Annotated in this window: 14 protein-coding genes; 4 read left to right on the top strand and 10 right to left on the bottom strand. The window is 63.9% G+C overall.

Going from position 1 to position 13,589, the window contains the following annotated elements; genetic code table 11:
• Window positions 1-56: 56 nt before the first annotated feature.
• The 3 genes from AC1DYS_RS23000 to AC1DYS_RS23010 are packed head-to-tail and all read left to right on the top strand — an operon-like array spanning window position 57 to window position 3,516.
• Window positions 57-875 (top strand): cysteine hydrolase family protein, encoded by an 819-nt coding sequence (locus tag AC1DYS_RS23000; protein WP_477903472.1) that lies wholly within the window; start codon window positions 57-59, stop codon window positions 873-875.
• Window positions 872-1,999, top strand: a complete 1,128-nt coding sequence (gene atzD / locus AC1DYS_RS23005; protein WP_477903474.1) for a cyanuric acid amidohydrolase — start codon at window positions 872-874, stop codon at window positions 1,997-1,999. Before AC1DYS_RS23000 ends, atzD begins: the two co-directional genes overlap by 4 nt.
• 17 nt (window positions 2,000-2,016) lie before the next feature.
• Entirely contained in the window at window positions 2,017-3,516 is a 1,500-nt protein-coding gene (locus tag AC1DYS_RS23010; protein ID WP_477903476.1) for an amidohydrolase family protein, read from the top strand.
• Here the strand turns inward: AC1DYS_RS23010 and gcvA are convergent.
• A complete protein-coding gene (gene gcvA, locus AC1DYS_RS23015; protein ID WP_477903478.1) occupies window positions 3,481-4,413 on the bottom strand; it encodes a transcriptional regulator GcvA in 933 nt (310 codons plus the stop codon). The two genes, AC1DYS_RS23010 and gcvA, sit on opposite strands and share 36 nt — an antisense overlap.
• Window positions 4,414-4,567: 154 nt before the next feature.
• Here gcvA and AC1DYS_RS23020 point away from each other — a divergent pair, with 154 nt between their 5' ends.
• Complete coding sequence (locus AC1DYS_RS23020) at window positions 4,568-4,846, top strand: DUF2917 domain-containing protein (protein ID WP_477903480.1); 279 nt, start codon at window positions 4,568-4,570, stop codon at window positions 4,844-4,846.
• Here AC1DYS_RS23020 and AC1DYS_RS23025 read toward each other — a convergent pair.
• The 9 genes from AC1DYS_RS23025 to nuoH are packed head-to-tail and all read right to left on the bottom strand — an operon-like array spanning window position 4,840 to window position 13,588.
• On the bottom strand, window positions 4,840-5,304 hold the full coding sequence (locus AC1DYS_RS23025) for a DUF1178 family protein (protein WP_477903482.1): 465 nt from the start codon (window positions 5,302-5,304) through the stop codon (window positions 4,840-4,842). The genes AC1DYS_RS23020 and AC1DYS_RS23025 overlap by 7 nt on opposite strands.
• A gap of 7 nt (window positions 5,305-5,311) precedes the next feature.
• Entirely contained in the window at window positions 5,312-5,914 is a 603-nt protein-coding gene (locus AC1DYS_RS23030) for an NUDIX domain-containing protein (RefSeq protein WP_477903484.1), read from the bottom strand.
• Between the two features lie 7 nt (window positions 5,915-5,921).
• Window positions 5,922-7,403: an NADH-quinone oxidoreductase subunit NuoN gene (gene nuoN, locus AC1DYS_RS23035; RefSeq protein ID WP_477903486.1), complete on the bottom strand. Its 1,482-nt coding sequence runs from the start codon at window positions 7,401-7,403 to the stop codon at window positions 5,922-5,924.
• A 10-nt stretch (window positions 7,404-7,413) separates the two neighbouring features.
• Window positions 7,414-8,889, bottom strand: coding sequence for an NADH-quinone oxidoreductase subunit M (locus tag AC1DYS_RS23040; RefSeq protein ID WP_047484397.1), 1,476 nt, complete (start codon window positions 8,887-8,889; stop codon window positions 7,414-7,416).
• 21 nt (window positions 8,890-8,910) lie between these two features.
• Window positions 8,911-10,941: an NADH-quinone oxidoreductase subunit L gene (nuoL, locus tag AC1DYS_RS23045; RefSeq protein ID WP_477903488.1), complete on the bottom strand. Its 2,031-nt coding sequence runs from the start codon at window positions 10,939-10,941 to the stop codon at window positions 8,911-8,913.
• A 6-nt stretch (window positions 10,942-10,947) separates the two neighbouring features.
• Window positions 10,948-11,274 carry an NADH-quinone oxidoreductase subunit NuoK gene (gene nuoK, locus AC1DYS_RS23050; protein WP_047484393.1) on the bottom strand — a complete coding sequence of 109 codons (327 nt, stop codon included), beginning with the start codon at window positions 11,272-11,274 and terminating at the stop codon, window positions 10,948-10,950.
• Window positions 11,271-11,921: an NADH-quinone oxidoreductase subunit J gene (locus AC1DYS_RS23055; protein ID WP_477903490.1), complete on the bottom strand. Its 651-nt coding sequence runs from the start codon at window positions 11,919-11,921 to the stop codon at window positions 11,271-11,273. The genes nuoK and AC1DYS_RS23055 overlap by 4 nt, the downstream gene beginning before the upstream one ends.
• 56 nt (window positions 11,922-11,977) lie before the next feature.
• Entirely contained in the window at window positions 11,978-12,475 is a 498-nt protein-coding gene (gene nuoI, locus AC1DYS_RS23060; RefSeq protein WP_477903492.1) for an NADH-quinone oxidoreductase subunit NuoI, read from the bottom strand.
• A gap of 15 nt (window positions 12,476-12,490) precedes the next feature.
• The gene (nuoH, locus tag AC1DYS_RS23065) at window positions 12,491-13,588 is read right to left on the bottom strand and encodes an NADH-quinone oxidoreductase subunit NuoH (protein WP_477903494.1); all 1,098 of its coding nucleotides are present in this window, start codon (window positions 13,586-13,588) and stop codon (window positions 12,491-12,493) included.
• Window position 13,589 lies beyond the last annotated feature (1 nt).

A 13,589-nucleotide genomic window follows, 5' to 3' on the forward strand; every position in this document is an offset into this window, starting at 1 on the left:
AGGCGCCTCCCGCTTGCGGGCGCGACCGGGCACGAACACTGCTGTGCTCCGTGGCCATGACCGACAAAGCGCCTCGCCCTGCACTGCCAGCGACCTTCGGCCCTACCCCACAAAACGCCTGGACGTTGCGCGACACGCACCTGAGCCTGGTGCGCACCCCGTTGGCGGCGCGCCCGCTCTGGATCGAGGCGCTGCCGCAGCCCATCGAGATCGACCTGGCGCGCAGCGCGCTCATCGTGGTCGACATGCAGAACGACTTCTGCCACCCGCGCGGCTGGTTCGGCCAGCGAGGCGTCAACATGAAGACCATGCGCAAACCCATCAAGGTACTGGCCGGCTTGCTGCCCGCCTGGCGGGCGGCTGGCGCCAAGGTGGTGTGGCTGAACTGGGGCGTGCGGCCTGACCGCCTGAACTTGTCGCCCACGGTGCAGTTCAAGGGCAAGCGCAGCGCAGACGGCGTGGGATTTGCCGAAGTCTCGCCCGAAGACCATGGCCCGAGTCTCGTGCCTGGCAGTTGGGGCGCACAGGTGGTGGATGACCTGGATGTGGCCGCGGACGACACCACCGTGCTAAAGCACCGCCTGAGCGGCTTCTGGGACAACGAGCTCGACAGCGTCTTGCGCCAGGCCGGCGTGCAGACCCTCTTGTTCACCGGCGTGAACACCGACCGCTGTGTGTTCTCGACGCTGCAGGACGCCGGCTTCCTGGGCTACGACTGCATCCTGCTGAACGACGCCTGCAGCAGCAGCTCGCCCGCCTACGTGAGCCGCGCCATCCACTTCATGGTGCAGCAGCTGCACGGTTTCAACGCCAGCGTGGGCGCAGTGCGCGCGGCGCTGGCCGAACTTCCCTCAACTGCAGAGCAGCCAACATGACATTGCCTCGCCACCAGCACGTGGAAGTGTTTCGCATTGGCTGCCAGGGGCCTGGCGACCTGCGCGGCGTGCAGGCGCTGATCGACACCGGCACGCTCGTTCCTGCAGACATCGTCGCGGTGATGGGCAAGACCGAAGGCAACGGCTGCGTCAACGACCACACGCGCGAATACGCCTCGATGGCGTGGTGCCACCTGCTCAGCGGACCGCTGGGTTGCACACCGCACGAGGTGGAGCAGCGCGTGGCACTCGTGATGTCTGGCGGCACCGAGGGCGTGCTGTCGCCCCATTTCACGGTGTTCACGCGGCGATGGGTGACAGGTGATGCCTCGGCACACGATGAGAAGCGACTGGTGGTCGGCACCGCGCACACGCGCGGGTTCGCACCCGAGGAGATCGGCCGCGCGGCGCAGATCGACGCCACGGCACAAGCGGTGCGTGACGCGATGGCGGATGCCGACATCAGCGACACGGCAGACGTTCACTTCGTCCAGGTGAAATGCCCCTTGTTGACATCGACCAAGGTGAACGACGCGGTGGCGCGCGGCGCAGTGCCCGTCACGCGTGACACCTATGAGTCGATGGGCTATTCGCGTGGCGCGTCGGCGCTGGGCGTGGCGGTAGCGTTGGGGGAAGTGCAGCGCAGCGCGATCCGCGACGAATCGGTGCTGAGCGACTTCTCGCTCTTCTCGGCGCGCGCCTCGGCGTCGGCCGGCATCGAGCTGGAAGGCAACGTCGTGATCGTGCTCGGAGAAGCCGTCGGCGCCGCATCACCCTACCGCATTGCACACACGGTGATGCACGACGCCATCGACGCCATGGCCGTGCGCCGTTTGCTGCGAGAAGCCTTTGACCTCGATGCGGAACATGATGCCGACACGCTTGCCGGTCGACTCGTCAACCTGCTCGCGAAAGCCGAAGCCAGCCCCAGCGGCAGCGTGCGCGGCGAGCGCCACACGATGCTCAACGACTCGGACATCAACGCCACACGCCATGCACGCGCCGTGGTCGGTGGCGTTCTCGCCTCGGTGGTGGGCCACACGGCGCTTTATGTGTCAGGCGGTGCCGAGCACCAGGGCCCAGCGGGTGGTGGGCCGGTGGCTGCCATCCTGCGCGTGGCCTGACAACGCCTCAACGCCACATGACCGATCGCCTGCTGATCATCAACGGCCTGGTGCTGCCCGATGCCGCACAAGACGCGCGGCCCGCGGACATGCTGGTCGAAGATGGCTGCATCCGCGAGATCGGCGTCCCGGGGCAGTTCATCGCGGCGATTGAAGGTTCGCGCGTCATCGACGCGACCGACCGGCTGGTGATTCCCGGCCTCGTCAACGGACACACCCACGCGCACGGGGGTTTGGGCCGCGGCGCAGTGGCCGATGTGGCGCTCGAAGGGTTTCTGGCGGCGTCGCCCTCGATCAACGGGCAGCGCGGGCTCGACGACATCGCACTCAGCGCCACGCTCACCGGTGCCGAGCTGCTGAAGAAGGGTTGCACCGCCCTCTTCGACATGGCGCTCGAACTCCCCTTGCCCTCCGTGGCCGGCTTGCACGCGGTGGCGAATGCGTATGCCTCCGTGGGCATTCGTGCCGTGGTCGCACCGATGATGGCCGACCGCACGCTCTACCAGGCCTATCCGGAGCTGCTGGCCAGCCTGCCCGAGGCGATGCAGCCTGGGCTGGCGGGACTGCGGGCTTCTGACACCGACGCGTGCCTGACCGTGGTTCGGCAGGCTGCGAACGATTGGCCGTTCGACAGCGACCGTGTGCGCCTGGGCATCGCACCCACCGTTCCGCTGAATTGCTCCGACGCGTTCATGCAGGGCTGCGCCGCGCTGTCCGAAGAATTCGGCCTGCCGATGCAGACGCACCTGGCCGAAAGCCAACAGCAAGCCGTGTTCGGCGAGAAACGTTACGGGCGCAGCCTGGTCGCGCACCTGTCGCGGCTCGGCGTGTTGAGCCCACGGCTGAGCGTTGCGCACGCCATCTGGATTTCGGACGACGACATCAGCACCTTGGCCACGGCGGATGTCACTGCCATCCACAACCCGCTGAGCAACCTGCGCCTGGGCTCGGGTGTGGCACCGCTGCGTCGCATGATCGAGCGTGGCCTGCGCGTGGGGCTGGGCACGGATGGGGCCAACACCTCCGACACGCAGAATCTCTTTGAAGCGGCACGGCTCGCGTCCTACCTCTCGCGTGTGGTCGGGTCCGACGAAGCGCGCTGGGTGTCCGCCCATGAGGTCTTCCGCATGGGCACCGAGCACAGCGCACATGCGATGGGCTGGGGCCGGCGCCTGGGCCGCATCGCGCCCGGCTACCAAGCCGACCTCGTGTTGCTCGATCTCGCGCAGCCCATCTATGTGCCGCTGCGGCATGCCTTGCGGCAGATGGTGTACGGCGAGAACGGCGCCGCGGTGGATCGTGTGCTGGTGGGTGGCCAAGTGGTGGTCGAACAGGGCCGCCTGCTGACCATCAACGAAGCGGCTTTGCGCCGGCAGGCTCAGGCGGCTGCCGAACGGCTGGACGCGCTCAACGCCGAAGGGCGACACCTGGCGCAAGCGCTGCGCCCGTGGGTCAGCGCTTTCTGCTGCGGCGTCGGCCAGTCACCGTTCCACCTTGCTCGCCGACTGGGCGCTTAGAGCTTCGGCAAGCAGCCACTCGGCGAAGTCGTTCACCTCGGGCTTGCGCTCTGACGCAATCGAGCGCAGCAGGTGATAGCCGTGCGGCGACGCCATCTTGTGCCCGAAGGGCGCGACCAGCTTGCGCTCCTTGATGAGGTGGCTGACCAGCGGGATGCGCCCAAGAGCCACGCCCTGCCCGCGAATGGCGGCCTGGATCATCTGGTCGTAATCGGAGAAATGCAGAGAGCCGGCTGACTTGAGCCGCTCGATCTGCATTGCCCGCAGCCACAGCGACCACTCGGGCACGTGCGCGTCGTTGTGGGTTTCGGTGTGCAGCAGCGTGTGATGCTGCAGGTCCTCAGGACGCTTCAGCGGCTTGCCAGCCTGCTTGCGCAGCGACGGGCTACAGACCGGCGTCATCACCTCGCCGAACAGCTTCACCGCCTGCGGGCCGGCATTGCTGGTCGCGCAGTAGCGCACGGCCAGGTCCACGCCGTCGCGTTCGAGGTTCACGAGTTTGAGGCCGGCCGAGATGCGTACGTCGACATCGGGATGCGCAACCGTGAAGCTCGTGAGCCGGGGGATCAGCCACAAGCCCGCGAATCCTGGCGTGGTGGTCACCACCACCGTCTTCTGCCTCGGGGTCTGGCGAAGCTGTTCGGTCACGCTGTGCAACTGCTGCAGCACCGCACTGGCCGTGACGTGCAGTTGCTGCCCCGCCTCGGTGAGACGCAGCGCGCGGTGCAGGCGCTGGAACAGCGGCACGTTCAGCCGCTCCTCGAGTGCGGCGATCTGCCGGCTGATGGCCGACTGCGTGAGAGACAGTTCGTCGGCGGCCCGGGTGAAGCTCAGGTGCCGGGCTGCGGCCTCGAACGCTTCGAGCAAGTCCAGCGGGGGCAATTGGTAGCGTCTCAAGGATGCCTCTTCACATTCCAATTTCGCATGCAACGCATGATGACATAGCGTTTGCGAACCCGCCTACCGCCATGGACACTCTGGCTACGTTCTCTGCAGCCTGGCTCGATCACATGATCAGGTGGCATGCGAAGTGAAACTCCAGGAGCCCACCATGCACCTTGCAACCGTCTCTCAACCAGCCTACCTGATGCGCCGCCAGACATTCAATCTGCGCACGCGCAAGGGCCAGCGCATCGAATGCCGAACCGGCCAAATCTGGGTCACCCAGGACGGCGACTCGCGCGATGTGATTCTCGGCAGCGATGAGTCGTTCACGCTCGATCGCTCGGGCCACACCTTGGTCTCGGCGCTGGAAGATGCGTCTTTCGTGCTGCGCACCGACGCCGCACCGGTACCGCCCCAAACGCCAGCCGAAAGCGCAGCCTACTGAATGCGGCCCTTGACTGCGGCTGGTATGGGCAGCGGCATCACGTCGATGCCCTCTTCTTGCAGAGCGATGGCGTCTTCGTGTGTCGCCTGGCCGCGAATGGCCCGCTCCTCGGTCTCGCCGTAGTGGATGCGGCGGGCCTCTTCAGCAAAACGCTCGCCGACGTCATCGGTATTCGCCATCACGTGTTGCACTGCGCGCAGCCACATCGACTGCATCGTCATCGCCTCGGGCGACAAGGCGGGTGTGGGCTGCGGATTGACGGCGACGATCTCGGTCGAGGGCTCGCGCGCACCGGAGACATTCAGCCGCGGGGCCGTCGGCAGCTTGCTGATGGTCTTGTCGGCACACAACGGGCACTCGACCAGACCACGCTCGAATTGCGATTGGAAGTCTTCTTCGGAGGCGAACCAGCCTTCGAATTGATGCGCATGGGCACAGCGCAGGTTGAGAACTTTCATGACCGCATTATGGGGACGTGCTCCCCGGCGCGCTTGCTGGGGTCATCTGCCAAGTGAGTTGCCAACGGCCAGAGTGCCAATTTTGCAACCACAACAGGCCGATCAATGTCTTGGCATCGGTGAGGTCACCGCGCTGGGCCTGGTCTTCGAGCTCCGCCAAGGAGGCGATCTCGACGTCGAGAAACTCTCCGGCGTCCAAGCGGCGTTCGCCCAACTCCAAGCCGCGGGCAAACCAGACTTCGATGCCTTCGTTCGAGTAGGCGATCGCGTTGTGCAGGATGCCGGCACGCGCCCATTCGCGAGCGCGGTAGCCGGTTTCTTCGAGCAACTCTCGAACGGCACAGTGGAGCGGAGGCTCGCCAGCGTCGAGCTTGCCGGCAGGAAACTCGCGCATCACCCGGCCCATCGGGTAGCGGAACTGGCGCTCGACAACCAAGCGGCCATCGTCAAGCAGCGGCACGATCATCACCGCACCCGGGTGGACGACGTATTCGCGCCCGGCGAGGCTGCCATCGGGCAGACGGACTTCGTCGCGCCGCACATCGAGAAAGTGACCGCGATAGACCCGCTGCGAACTGACCAGCTCTTCGCGCAGGTGCTCGTCGGCCATTGGACGGTCAGGTCTTCAGTGCTTGCAGCACGGCGTTGGCGCACATGGTCATCAGCCAGCCGGGCAACAGGCCGAAGACGAGCACCGCCGCGCCGTTCAGCGAGAGCAACACCCGCACGTCACCGGTGGTGGTGATCGGCGCCGTTTCGCGCGGCTCGTCGAAGTACATGACCTTGACCAAGCGCAGGTAGTAGAACGCGCCCACCAGCGACAGGACCACGGCAATGACGGCGAGCACCACGTAGGTGGCGTCGTTGGTAGAGACCAGCGACTGCAGCACTGCGAGCTTGGCGTAGAAGCCCACGGTCGGCGGAATGCCGGCCAGCGAGAACATGAAGATCGCCATGACCGCGGCGTACCAGGGGCTGCGCTTGGCCAGGCCTTTCAGGTCGTCGATCTGCTCGCTCTCGAAGCCGCGGCGCGACAGCAGCATGATGATGCCGAAGGTGCCCAGCGTCGTCAGCACGTAGCTGATCAGGTAGAACAATGCAGACGAGTAGCCGTTGGCGGCCGAGAAGGTGTTGTTCGAGATCACCGTGGGCGTGAAGCCCAGCAGCATGAAACCGATCTGGCCGATGGTGGAGTAGGCCAGCATGCGCTTCAGGTTGCTCTGCGCGATGGCAGCCAGGTTGCCCAGCAGCATCGACGCCACGGAAAGCAGTATCAGCATCTGCTGCCAGTCGGCCGCGACACCCGACATGCCTTCAACCAGCAGGCGGAAGGTGATGGCGAAGGCCGCCAGCTTGGGTGCGCCGGCGATCAGCAGCGTGACGGCCGTGGGAGCGCCCACGTACACGTCGGGGATCCACATGTGGAACGGCACGGCGCCGAGCTTGAAGGCGAGGCCTGCAACGATGAAGACCACGCCGAACACCAGAACGGCCTTGTTGATCTGGCCGGTGGCTATGGCGTTGAACACCTGGGGGATGTCCAGCGAGCCGGTGGCGCCGTACATCATCGACAGCCCGTACAGCAAGAAGCCGCTGGCCAGCGCGCCCAGCACGAAGTACTTCATCGCGGCCTCGGTGGCTTCGATGTTGTCACGGCGCATGGCAGTCATGGCATAGAGCGACAGCGACATCAGCTCCAGGCCCAGGTAGATCATCAGGAAGTTGTTGGCTGCGAGCATCACCGAAATACCCAGCAGCGAGAACAGGCTCAGCGTGAACAGCTCGCCCTTGAGGATCTCGCGGTGCTCGGCATAGGGGCGCGCGTAGGCCAGCGCCACCATGACGGTCACCGCCGCGAAGGCGCCCAGCAAGTGGCCGAGCGGGTCGGTTACCACCATGTGCTGCATGCCGTAGATGGTGAAGCCGCCGTCGAAGTACAGCCAGTGCATCACGGCCACGACAGCGAGCGTGGCCTGGGTCAACAGGTAGGTCGGGGTGCGGCGCGGATGGGTGACCCACAGGTCCACCATCGCCACCACGCAGGCCATGCCAAGGAGCACGATCTCCGGGTAGACGGCCAGCCAGTTCATGTCGTTCATGTTCTTGGGCTCAGTTCAGCTTCGACACTGCAACGTGCTTCAGCAATTCGGTCACGCTGACGTGCATGGTGTCGGTGAAAGGCTTCGGGTACAGGCCCATCCACAGCACGGCCACCGCCAGCATCGCCAGCATCAGGTATTCACGGGCGTTGATGTCTTTCAGTTCACGCACATGGTCGTTCGCGATGGCACCGAAGTACACGCGCTTGACCATCCACAGCGTGTAGGCAGCACCGAACACCAGCGTGGTGGAGGCCAGTGCGCCCAGCCAGAAGTTGACCTTCACCGTCCCCAGGATGACCATCCACTCGCCGACGAAACCGCCGGTGCCCGGCAGGCCGCAGTTGGCCATCGCGAAGAAGACAGCGAAGGCAGTGAACTTGGGCATGGTGTTGACCACGCCGCCGTAGCTCGAGATCTCGCGCGAGTGCACTCGGTCGTAGAGCACGCCGATGCAGAGGAACATGGCGCCCGAGACGAAGCCGTGCGAAATCATCTGCACGAGGCCGCCCGCGATGCCGAGTTCGTTGAAGAGGAAGAAGCCCAGCGTGACGAAGCCCATGTGCGCGATCGACGAATAGGCGACCAGCTTCTTCATGTCTTGCTGCACCAGCGCCACCAGGCCGATGTAGACCACGGCGATCAGCGAAAGGGCCACGACCACCCAGGTCCAATGGTGGGCTGCGTCGGGTGTCACGGGCAGCGAGAAGCGAAGGAAGCCGTACGCACCCAGCTTCAGCATGATGGCGGCCAGCACCACAGAGCCGCCCGTTGGCGCCTCGACGTGAGCATCAGGCAGCCAGGTGTGCACCGGCCACATCGGCACCTTGACGGCAAAGGCCGCGAAGAATGCGAAGAAGAGCAAGGTCTGCTCACTCATCGTGAGCGGTACGTCATGCCAGGTGAGGATCTCGAAGCTGCTGCCCGACTTGAAGTACAGGAAGATCAGCGCGATCAGCATCAGCAGCGAGCCGCCCAGCGTGTAGAGGAAGAACTTGAATGCGGCGTACACCCGACGCGGCCCGCCCCACACGCCGATGATGATGTACATCGGGATCAGCGTCGCCTCGAAGAACACGTAGAACAGCAGCCCGTCGAGCGCCGAGAAGACACCGACCATGATGCCCGACAGGATCAGGAAGGCGCCCATGTACTGGTTGACGCGCTCGGTGATCACCTCCCACGCCGCGATCACGACGATGATGGTGATGAAGGCCGTCAGCAGGACGAACCACACCGAGATGCCGTCGACGCCCAGGTGGTAGTTCACGTGGAAGCGTTCGATCCAGGCCAGGTTCTCCTGGAACTGCATCGCCGCCGTGCTGCTGTCAAAGCCAGTGATCAGCGGAATCGTGACGACGAAACTGGCAATGGCCGCCACGAGGGCCAGCAGACGCACGGCTTTGACGTGTTCGTCACGCCCCAGGGCGAGCAGCAATACGCCGCTCAAGATCGGCAACCAGATGGCGAGGCTCAGCAATCCCATGTTCTTTTTCTCCGTGACCGATCAGCGCCCCAGCATCACGCTGAGGTAGGGCCACAACTGCCAGGTCATCAACCCGATCACACCCAGAATCATCACCAGCGCGTACCAGTAGAGGTAGCCGGTCTGCACCAGGCGCACCACCGAAGCGATGCCACCAATGCCACGCGCCGTGCCGTTGATGAGCACACCGTCGATCAAGGCGCCGTCACCGCCCTTCCACAGCCCCATGCCCAGCAAACGGGCGCCGGCCGCGAGCACGTTCTCGTTGAACCAGTCGAAGTAGTACTTGTTCTCGAGAACGCGGTTGATGAAGCCGGTGCGTGCCTTGATGGCCGCCGGGATCTCGGGCTTGACCATGTAGAACACATAGGCGGTCACCACGCCGGCCAGGGCCAGCCAGAACGGCAGCGACGTCAGCCCGTGCAAGGCCATGGCGCCGGCGCCATGGAATGCCTCGGCCATTTCCTTCATCGCGTGGTGCCGGCTCTCGTCGACAAAGATCGAGTCCTTGAAGAACTCGCCGTAGAGCATGTGCTCGATGGTTAAGCCACCGATGATCACCGAGGGGACGGCCAACAGTACCAGCGGCAGCCACACCACCCAGGGCGACTCGTGCGGCACATGCGCGTGACCATGTCCGTGGTCATCGTCGTGGTGGTCGTGCTCGCCCGGGAAGGGCTTGTGGTGGAAGTGCTCCTTGCCGTGGAAAACCAGGAAGTACATCCGGAACGAATAGAAGGCCGTCACGAAGACACCGGCGACCACCGCGAAGTAGGCGAAGCCCGAACCCCACAGGTGGCTCTCGTGCACCGCTTCGATGATGCTGTCCTTGGAGTAGAAACCCGAGAACAGCGGCGTGCCGATCAGCGCCAGCGAACCCAGCAGCGACGTGATCCAGGTGATCTTCATGTACTTGCGCAGGCCACCCATGTTGCGGATGTCCTGGTCGTGGTGCATGCCGATGATCACCGAGCCGGCAGCCAGGAACAGCAGCGCCTTGAAGAAGGCGTGCGTCATCAGGTGGAACACCGCCACCGAGTACGCCGAGGCGCCTAGCGCCACCGTCATGTAGCCGAGTTGCGAGAGCGTGGAATAGGCGACCACACGCTTGATGTCGTTTTGGATGATGCCGAGGAAGCCCATGAACAGCGCCGTGATGGCACCGATCACGAGAATGAAGCTCAGCGCGGTGTCCGACAGCTCGAACAGCGGCGACATGCGCGCCACCATGAAAATGCCGGCCGTCACCATGGTGGCGGCATGGATCAACGCGGAGATGGGCGTCGGGCCTTCCATCGAATCGGGCAGCCACACGTGCAGCGGGAACTGCGCGCTCTTGCCCATCGCGCCGATGAACAGGCAGATGCAGGTGACTGTGATCAGCATCCACTCGGTGCCAGGGAAGGTCAGCTTGGCGAGTTCACCGGCCTTGCCGAAAGTCTCGGCGTAGTTCAGCGTGCCGGCATAGGCCACCACCAGGCCGATGCCCAGGATGAAGCCAAAGTCGCCGACTCGGTTCACCAGGAACGCCTTCATGTTGGCGAAGATCGCCGTCGGCCGCGTGTACCAGAAGCCGATCAGCAGGTACGACACCAGCCCCACCGCTTCCCAGCCGAAGAACAGCTGCAGGAAGTTGTTGCTCATGACGAGCATCAGCATCGAGAAGGTGAAGAGCGAGATGTACGAGAAGAAGCGCTGGTAGCCGTCGTCTTCTTCCATGTAGCCGATGGTGTAGATGTGCACCATCAGCGACACGAAAGTCACCACGCACATCATCATGGCCGACAGCCCGTCGATCAGGAAGCCGACTTCCATCTTCAGGCTGCCCAGCGTCATCCATTCGTAGATGGTCGCGTTGAAGCGTGCGCCGTCAACGGCGACAGCCTTCAACGTGATCGCCGATAGGATGAAGGCGATCAGCACGCCCAGGATGGTGGCGATGTGCGAGCCGCGGCGGCCAACGGCCTTGCCGAAGAAGCCAGCGATGATGGCGCCGGCCAGTGGCGCCAGCGGAACGGCCAGCAGCAGATTTTGCGAGAGTTGTGCGGACATTCGAGCTCAGCCCTTCAGGGTGTCGAGCTCGTCGACATTGATGTTGGACCGGTTGCGGAACAGCACCACCAGAATGGCGAGGCCAATGGCCGACTCGGCTGCCGCCACCGTGAGGATGAAGAACACGAATACCTGGCCGGCCATGTCGCCCAGGTAGTACGAGAAGGCTACGAAGTTCAGGTTGACGGCAAGCAGCATCAGCTCGATCGCCATCAGCAGCACGATCAGGTTCTTGCGGTTGAGGAAGATGCCGATCACCGACAGCGCGAACAGGATGGCGCCCACAGTCAGGTAATGCCCCAGCGATACGGAGCCCAAGGCCAGACCGGTCATTTCTTTTCTCCCGTGGGCGCTACCGGAGGCTCTGGCGGTGCAGGCGGTGGTTCGACCACAGCCTTCATCTTCACGATGCGCAGCCGGTCACCCTTCTTCACCTTGACGGCATCGGAGGCGTTGATGGCCTTGCTGTCCTTGCGCTGGCGCAGCGTGAGCGCAATCGCCGCGATGATGGCGACCAGCAACAGCACGGCCGCGATCTGCAACGGGTAGAGGTAGCGTGTGTAGATCTGGATGCCCAGCAGCTTGGTGTTGCCCAGCTCGATGGCCTTGGCGTCGGGCACGGGCGCGGAGCGCAGGTCGAAACCGGGGATCAGCACCAGCGCCATTTCCAGCGCGATGATCACGCCGACCACGGCCGCCACCGGGAAGTGCTTCCAGAAACCCACGCGCAATGCATCGACGTCGACGTCGAGCATCATCACGACGAACAGGAAGAGCACCATCACTGCGCCGACATACACCAGCACCAGCGAGATGGCCAGAAACTCGGCACGCAGCAGGAGCCACACGCAGGAAGCCGAAAAGAACGCCAGCACCAGAAACAGCGCGGAATGAACGGCGCTGCGTGCCGTGATGACGCGGAACGAGGCCCCGAGCATCACGGCAGAGAAGAGATAGAAGAGCGCGGTCGATGTATCCATGTTGTTCTTGAGCGCGAGTTCGCCAACGAGCAGCCGGCAGACAGCCGGCCACAACCTCAGCGGTAGCGCGCGTCGGCCTCCTTGTTGGCGGCGATTTCTTTTTCGTAGCGGTCGCCGACGGCGAGCAGCATGTCCTTGGTGAAGTAGAGGTCGCCCCGCTTTTCACCGTGGTATTCGAGGATGTGCGTCTCGACAATCGAGTCGACAGGGCAGCTTTCTTCGCAGAAGCCGCAGAAGATGCATTTGGTCAGGTCGATGTCGTAGCGCGTGGTGCGGCGGGAGCCGTCGTCACGCACGTCCGACTCGATCGTGATCGCCAGCGCGGGGCACACAGCCTCGCACAGTTTGCAGGCGATGCAGCGCTCTTCTCCGTTTTCGTAACGGCGCAACGCGTGCAGGCCGCGAAAGCGTGGGCTCTGCGGCGTCTTCTCTTCCGGGAACTGCACGGTGATCTTGCGCGACAGGAAATGCCGGCCAGTCAGCGCGAGGCCCTTGAAGAGCTCGGTGAGCATGAAGCTCGAAAAAATGTCTTTGACGGAAGCCATCGCAGCCATGGTCTTGATCCTTGATTACTTCCAGATGTTCCAGGGCGACTGGATCCACAGGCCGACCACCACCAGCCACACCAGAGCGACGGGAATGAATATCTTCCAGCCCAGACGCATGATCTGGTCGTAGCGGAAGCGTGGGAAGGTGGCCCGCACCCAGAGGAACATCGTGACGACGACGAAAGTCTTACCGAAGAGCCAGAACCAGTCCCAGAACCAGGCGGTGCTGACGATCCATGCCGGCGTCTGCATGCCGAACGCAGCAAACGACACCGGAGCCAGCCAGCCCCCCAGGAACATGGTCACGGCGAGCACCGACACCAGGATCATGTTGGCGTATTCGGCCAGGAAGAACATGGCGAACGCCATGCCCGAGTACTCGATCATGTGGCCAGCCACGATCTCGGATTCGCCTTCGACCACGTCGAACGGGTGGCGGTTGGTTTCAGCCAACCCGGAGATGAAGTACACGACGAAGATAGGCAGCAGCGGCAGCCAGTTCCACGACAGGAAGCTCACACCGTGGTCGGCGAACATGCCCTTGCCCTGCCCGACCACGATGTCGGTCATGTTCAGGCTGGCCGACACCATCAGCACCACGACGAGTGCAAAACCCATCGCGATTTCGTAGCTGACCATCTGCGCCGAGGCGCGCAGCGCGCCGAGGAAGGCGTACTTCGAGTTCGAGGCCCAGCCGGCGATGATCACGCCATAGACCTCCATCGAGGTGATGGCCATCAGGAACAGCAGACCGGCATTGATGTTGGCGACCGCCGCGTCGGGACCGAAGGGCACCACGGCCCAGGCCGCAAGCGCCGGCATGATCGTCATGATCGGGCCGAGCAGGAACAGGTTGCGGTTGGCCGCCGTCGGAAGAATGATCTCCTTGAAGATCAGCTTCACCGCATCGGCAATCGGCTGCAGCAAGCCGAAGGGTCCGACGCGATTGGGACCGGGACGAATCTGCGTCCAGCCGATGGCCTTGCGTTCCCACAGCGTGAGGTAAGCCACGCACCCCATCAGCGGCAGGACGAGGGCGATGATCTTGATCAGCGACCAGACCAACGGCCAGGCTCCGCCGAGCACCGAGGTACCGAATGCATTGAAGCTGTCGAGCATG

Source organism: Rhizobacter sp. P2_G4 (assembly GCF_056403575.1).

Excerpts from the sequence above, each read along its gene's own strand:
- AC1DYS_RS23000 (WP_477903472.1), top strand. The coding sequence starts at position 57 with ATGACCGACAAAGCGCCTCGCCCTGCACTGCCAGCGACCTTCGGCCCT.
- nuoN (WP_477903486.1), bottom strand. The coding sequence starts at position 7,403 with ATGAACGACATGAACTGGCTGGCCGTCTACCCGGAGATCGTGCTCCTT.
- AC1DYS_RS23020 (WP_477903480.1), top strand. The coding sequence starts at position 4,568 with ATGCACCTTGCAACCGTCTCTCAACCAGCCTACCTGATGCGCCGCCAG.
- nuoK (WP_047484393.1), bottom strand. The coding sequence starts at position 11,274 with ATGACCGGTCTGGCCTTGGGCTCCGTATCGCTGGGGCATTACCTGACT.
- AC1DYS_RS23055 (WP_477903490.1), bottom strand. The coding sequence starts at position 11,921 with ATGGATACATCGACCGCGCTCTTCTATCTCTTCTCTGCCGTGATGCTC.
- nuoL (WP_477903488.1), bottom strand. The coding sequence starts at position 10,941 with ATGTCCGCACAACTCTCGCAAAATCTGCTGCTGGCCGTTCCGCTGGCG.
- AC1DYS_RS23010 (WP_477903476.1), top strand. The coding sequence starts at position 2,017 with ATGACCGATCGCCTGCTGATCATCAACGGCCTGGTGCTGCCCGATGCC.
- nuoH (WP_477903494.1), bottom strand. The coding sequence starts at position 13,588 with ATGCTCGACAGCTTCAATGCATTCGGTACCTCGGTGCTCGGCGGAGCC.
- atzD (WP_477903474.1), top strand. The coding sequence starts at position 872 with ATGACATTGCCTCGCCACCAGCACGTGGAAGTGTTTCGCATTGGCTGC.
- AC1DYS_RS23040 (WP_047484397.1), bottom strand. The coding sequence starts at position 8,889 with ATGGGATTGCTGAGCCTCGCCATCTGGTTGCCGATCTTGAGCGGCGTA.
- AC1DYS_RS23030 (WP_477903484.1), bottom strand. The coding sequence starts at position 5,914 with ATGGCCGACGAGCACCTGCGCGAAGAGCTGGTCAGTTCGCAGCGGGTC.
- AC1DYS_RS23025 (WP_477903482.1), bottom strand. The coding sequence starts at position 5,304 with ATGAAAGTTCTCAACCTGCGCTGTGCCCATGCGCATCAATTCGAAGGC.
- nuoI (WP_477903492.1), bottom strand. The coding sequence starts at position 12,475 with ATGGCTGCGATGGCTTCCGTCAAAGACATTTTTTCGAGCTTCATGCTC.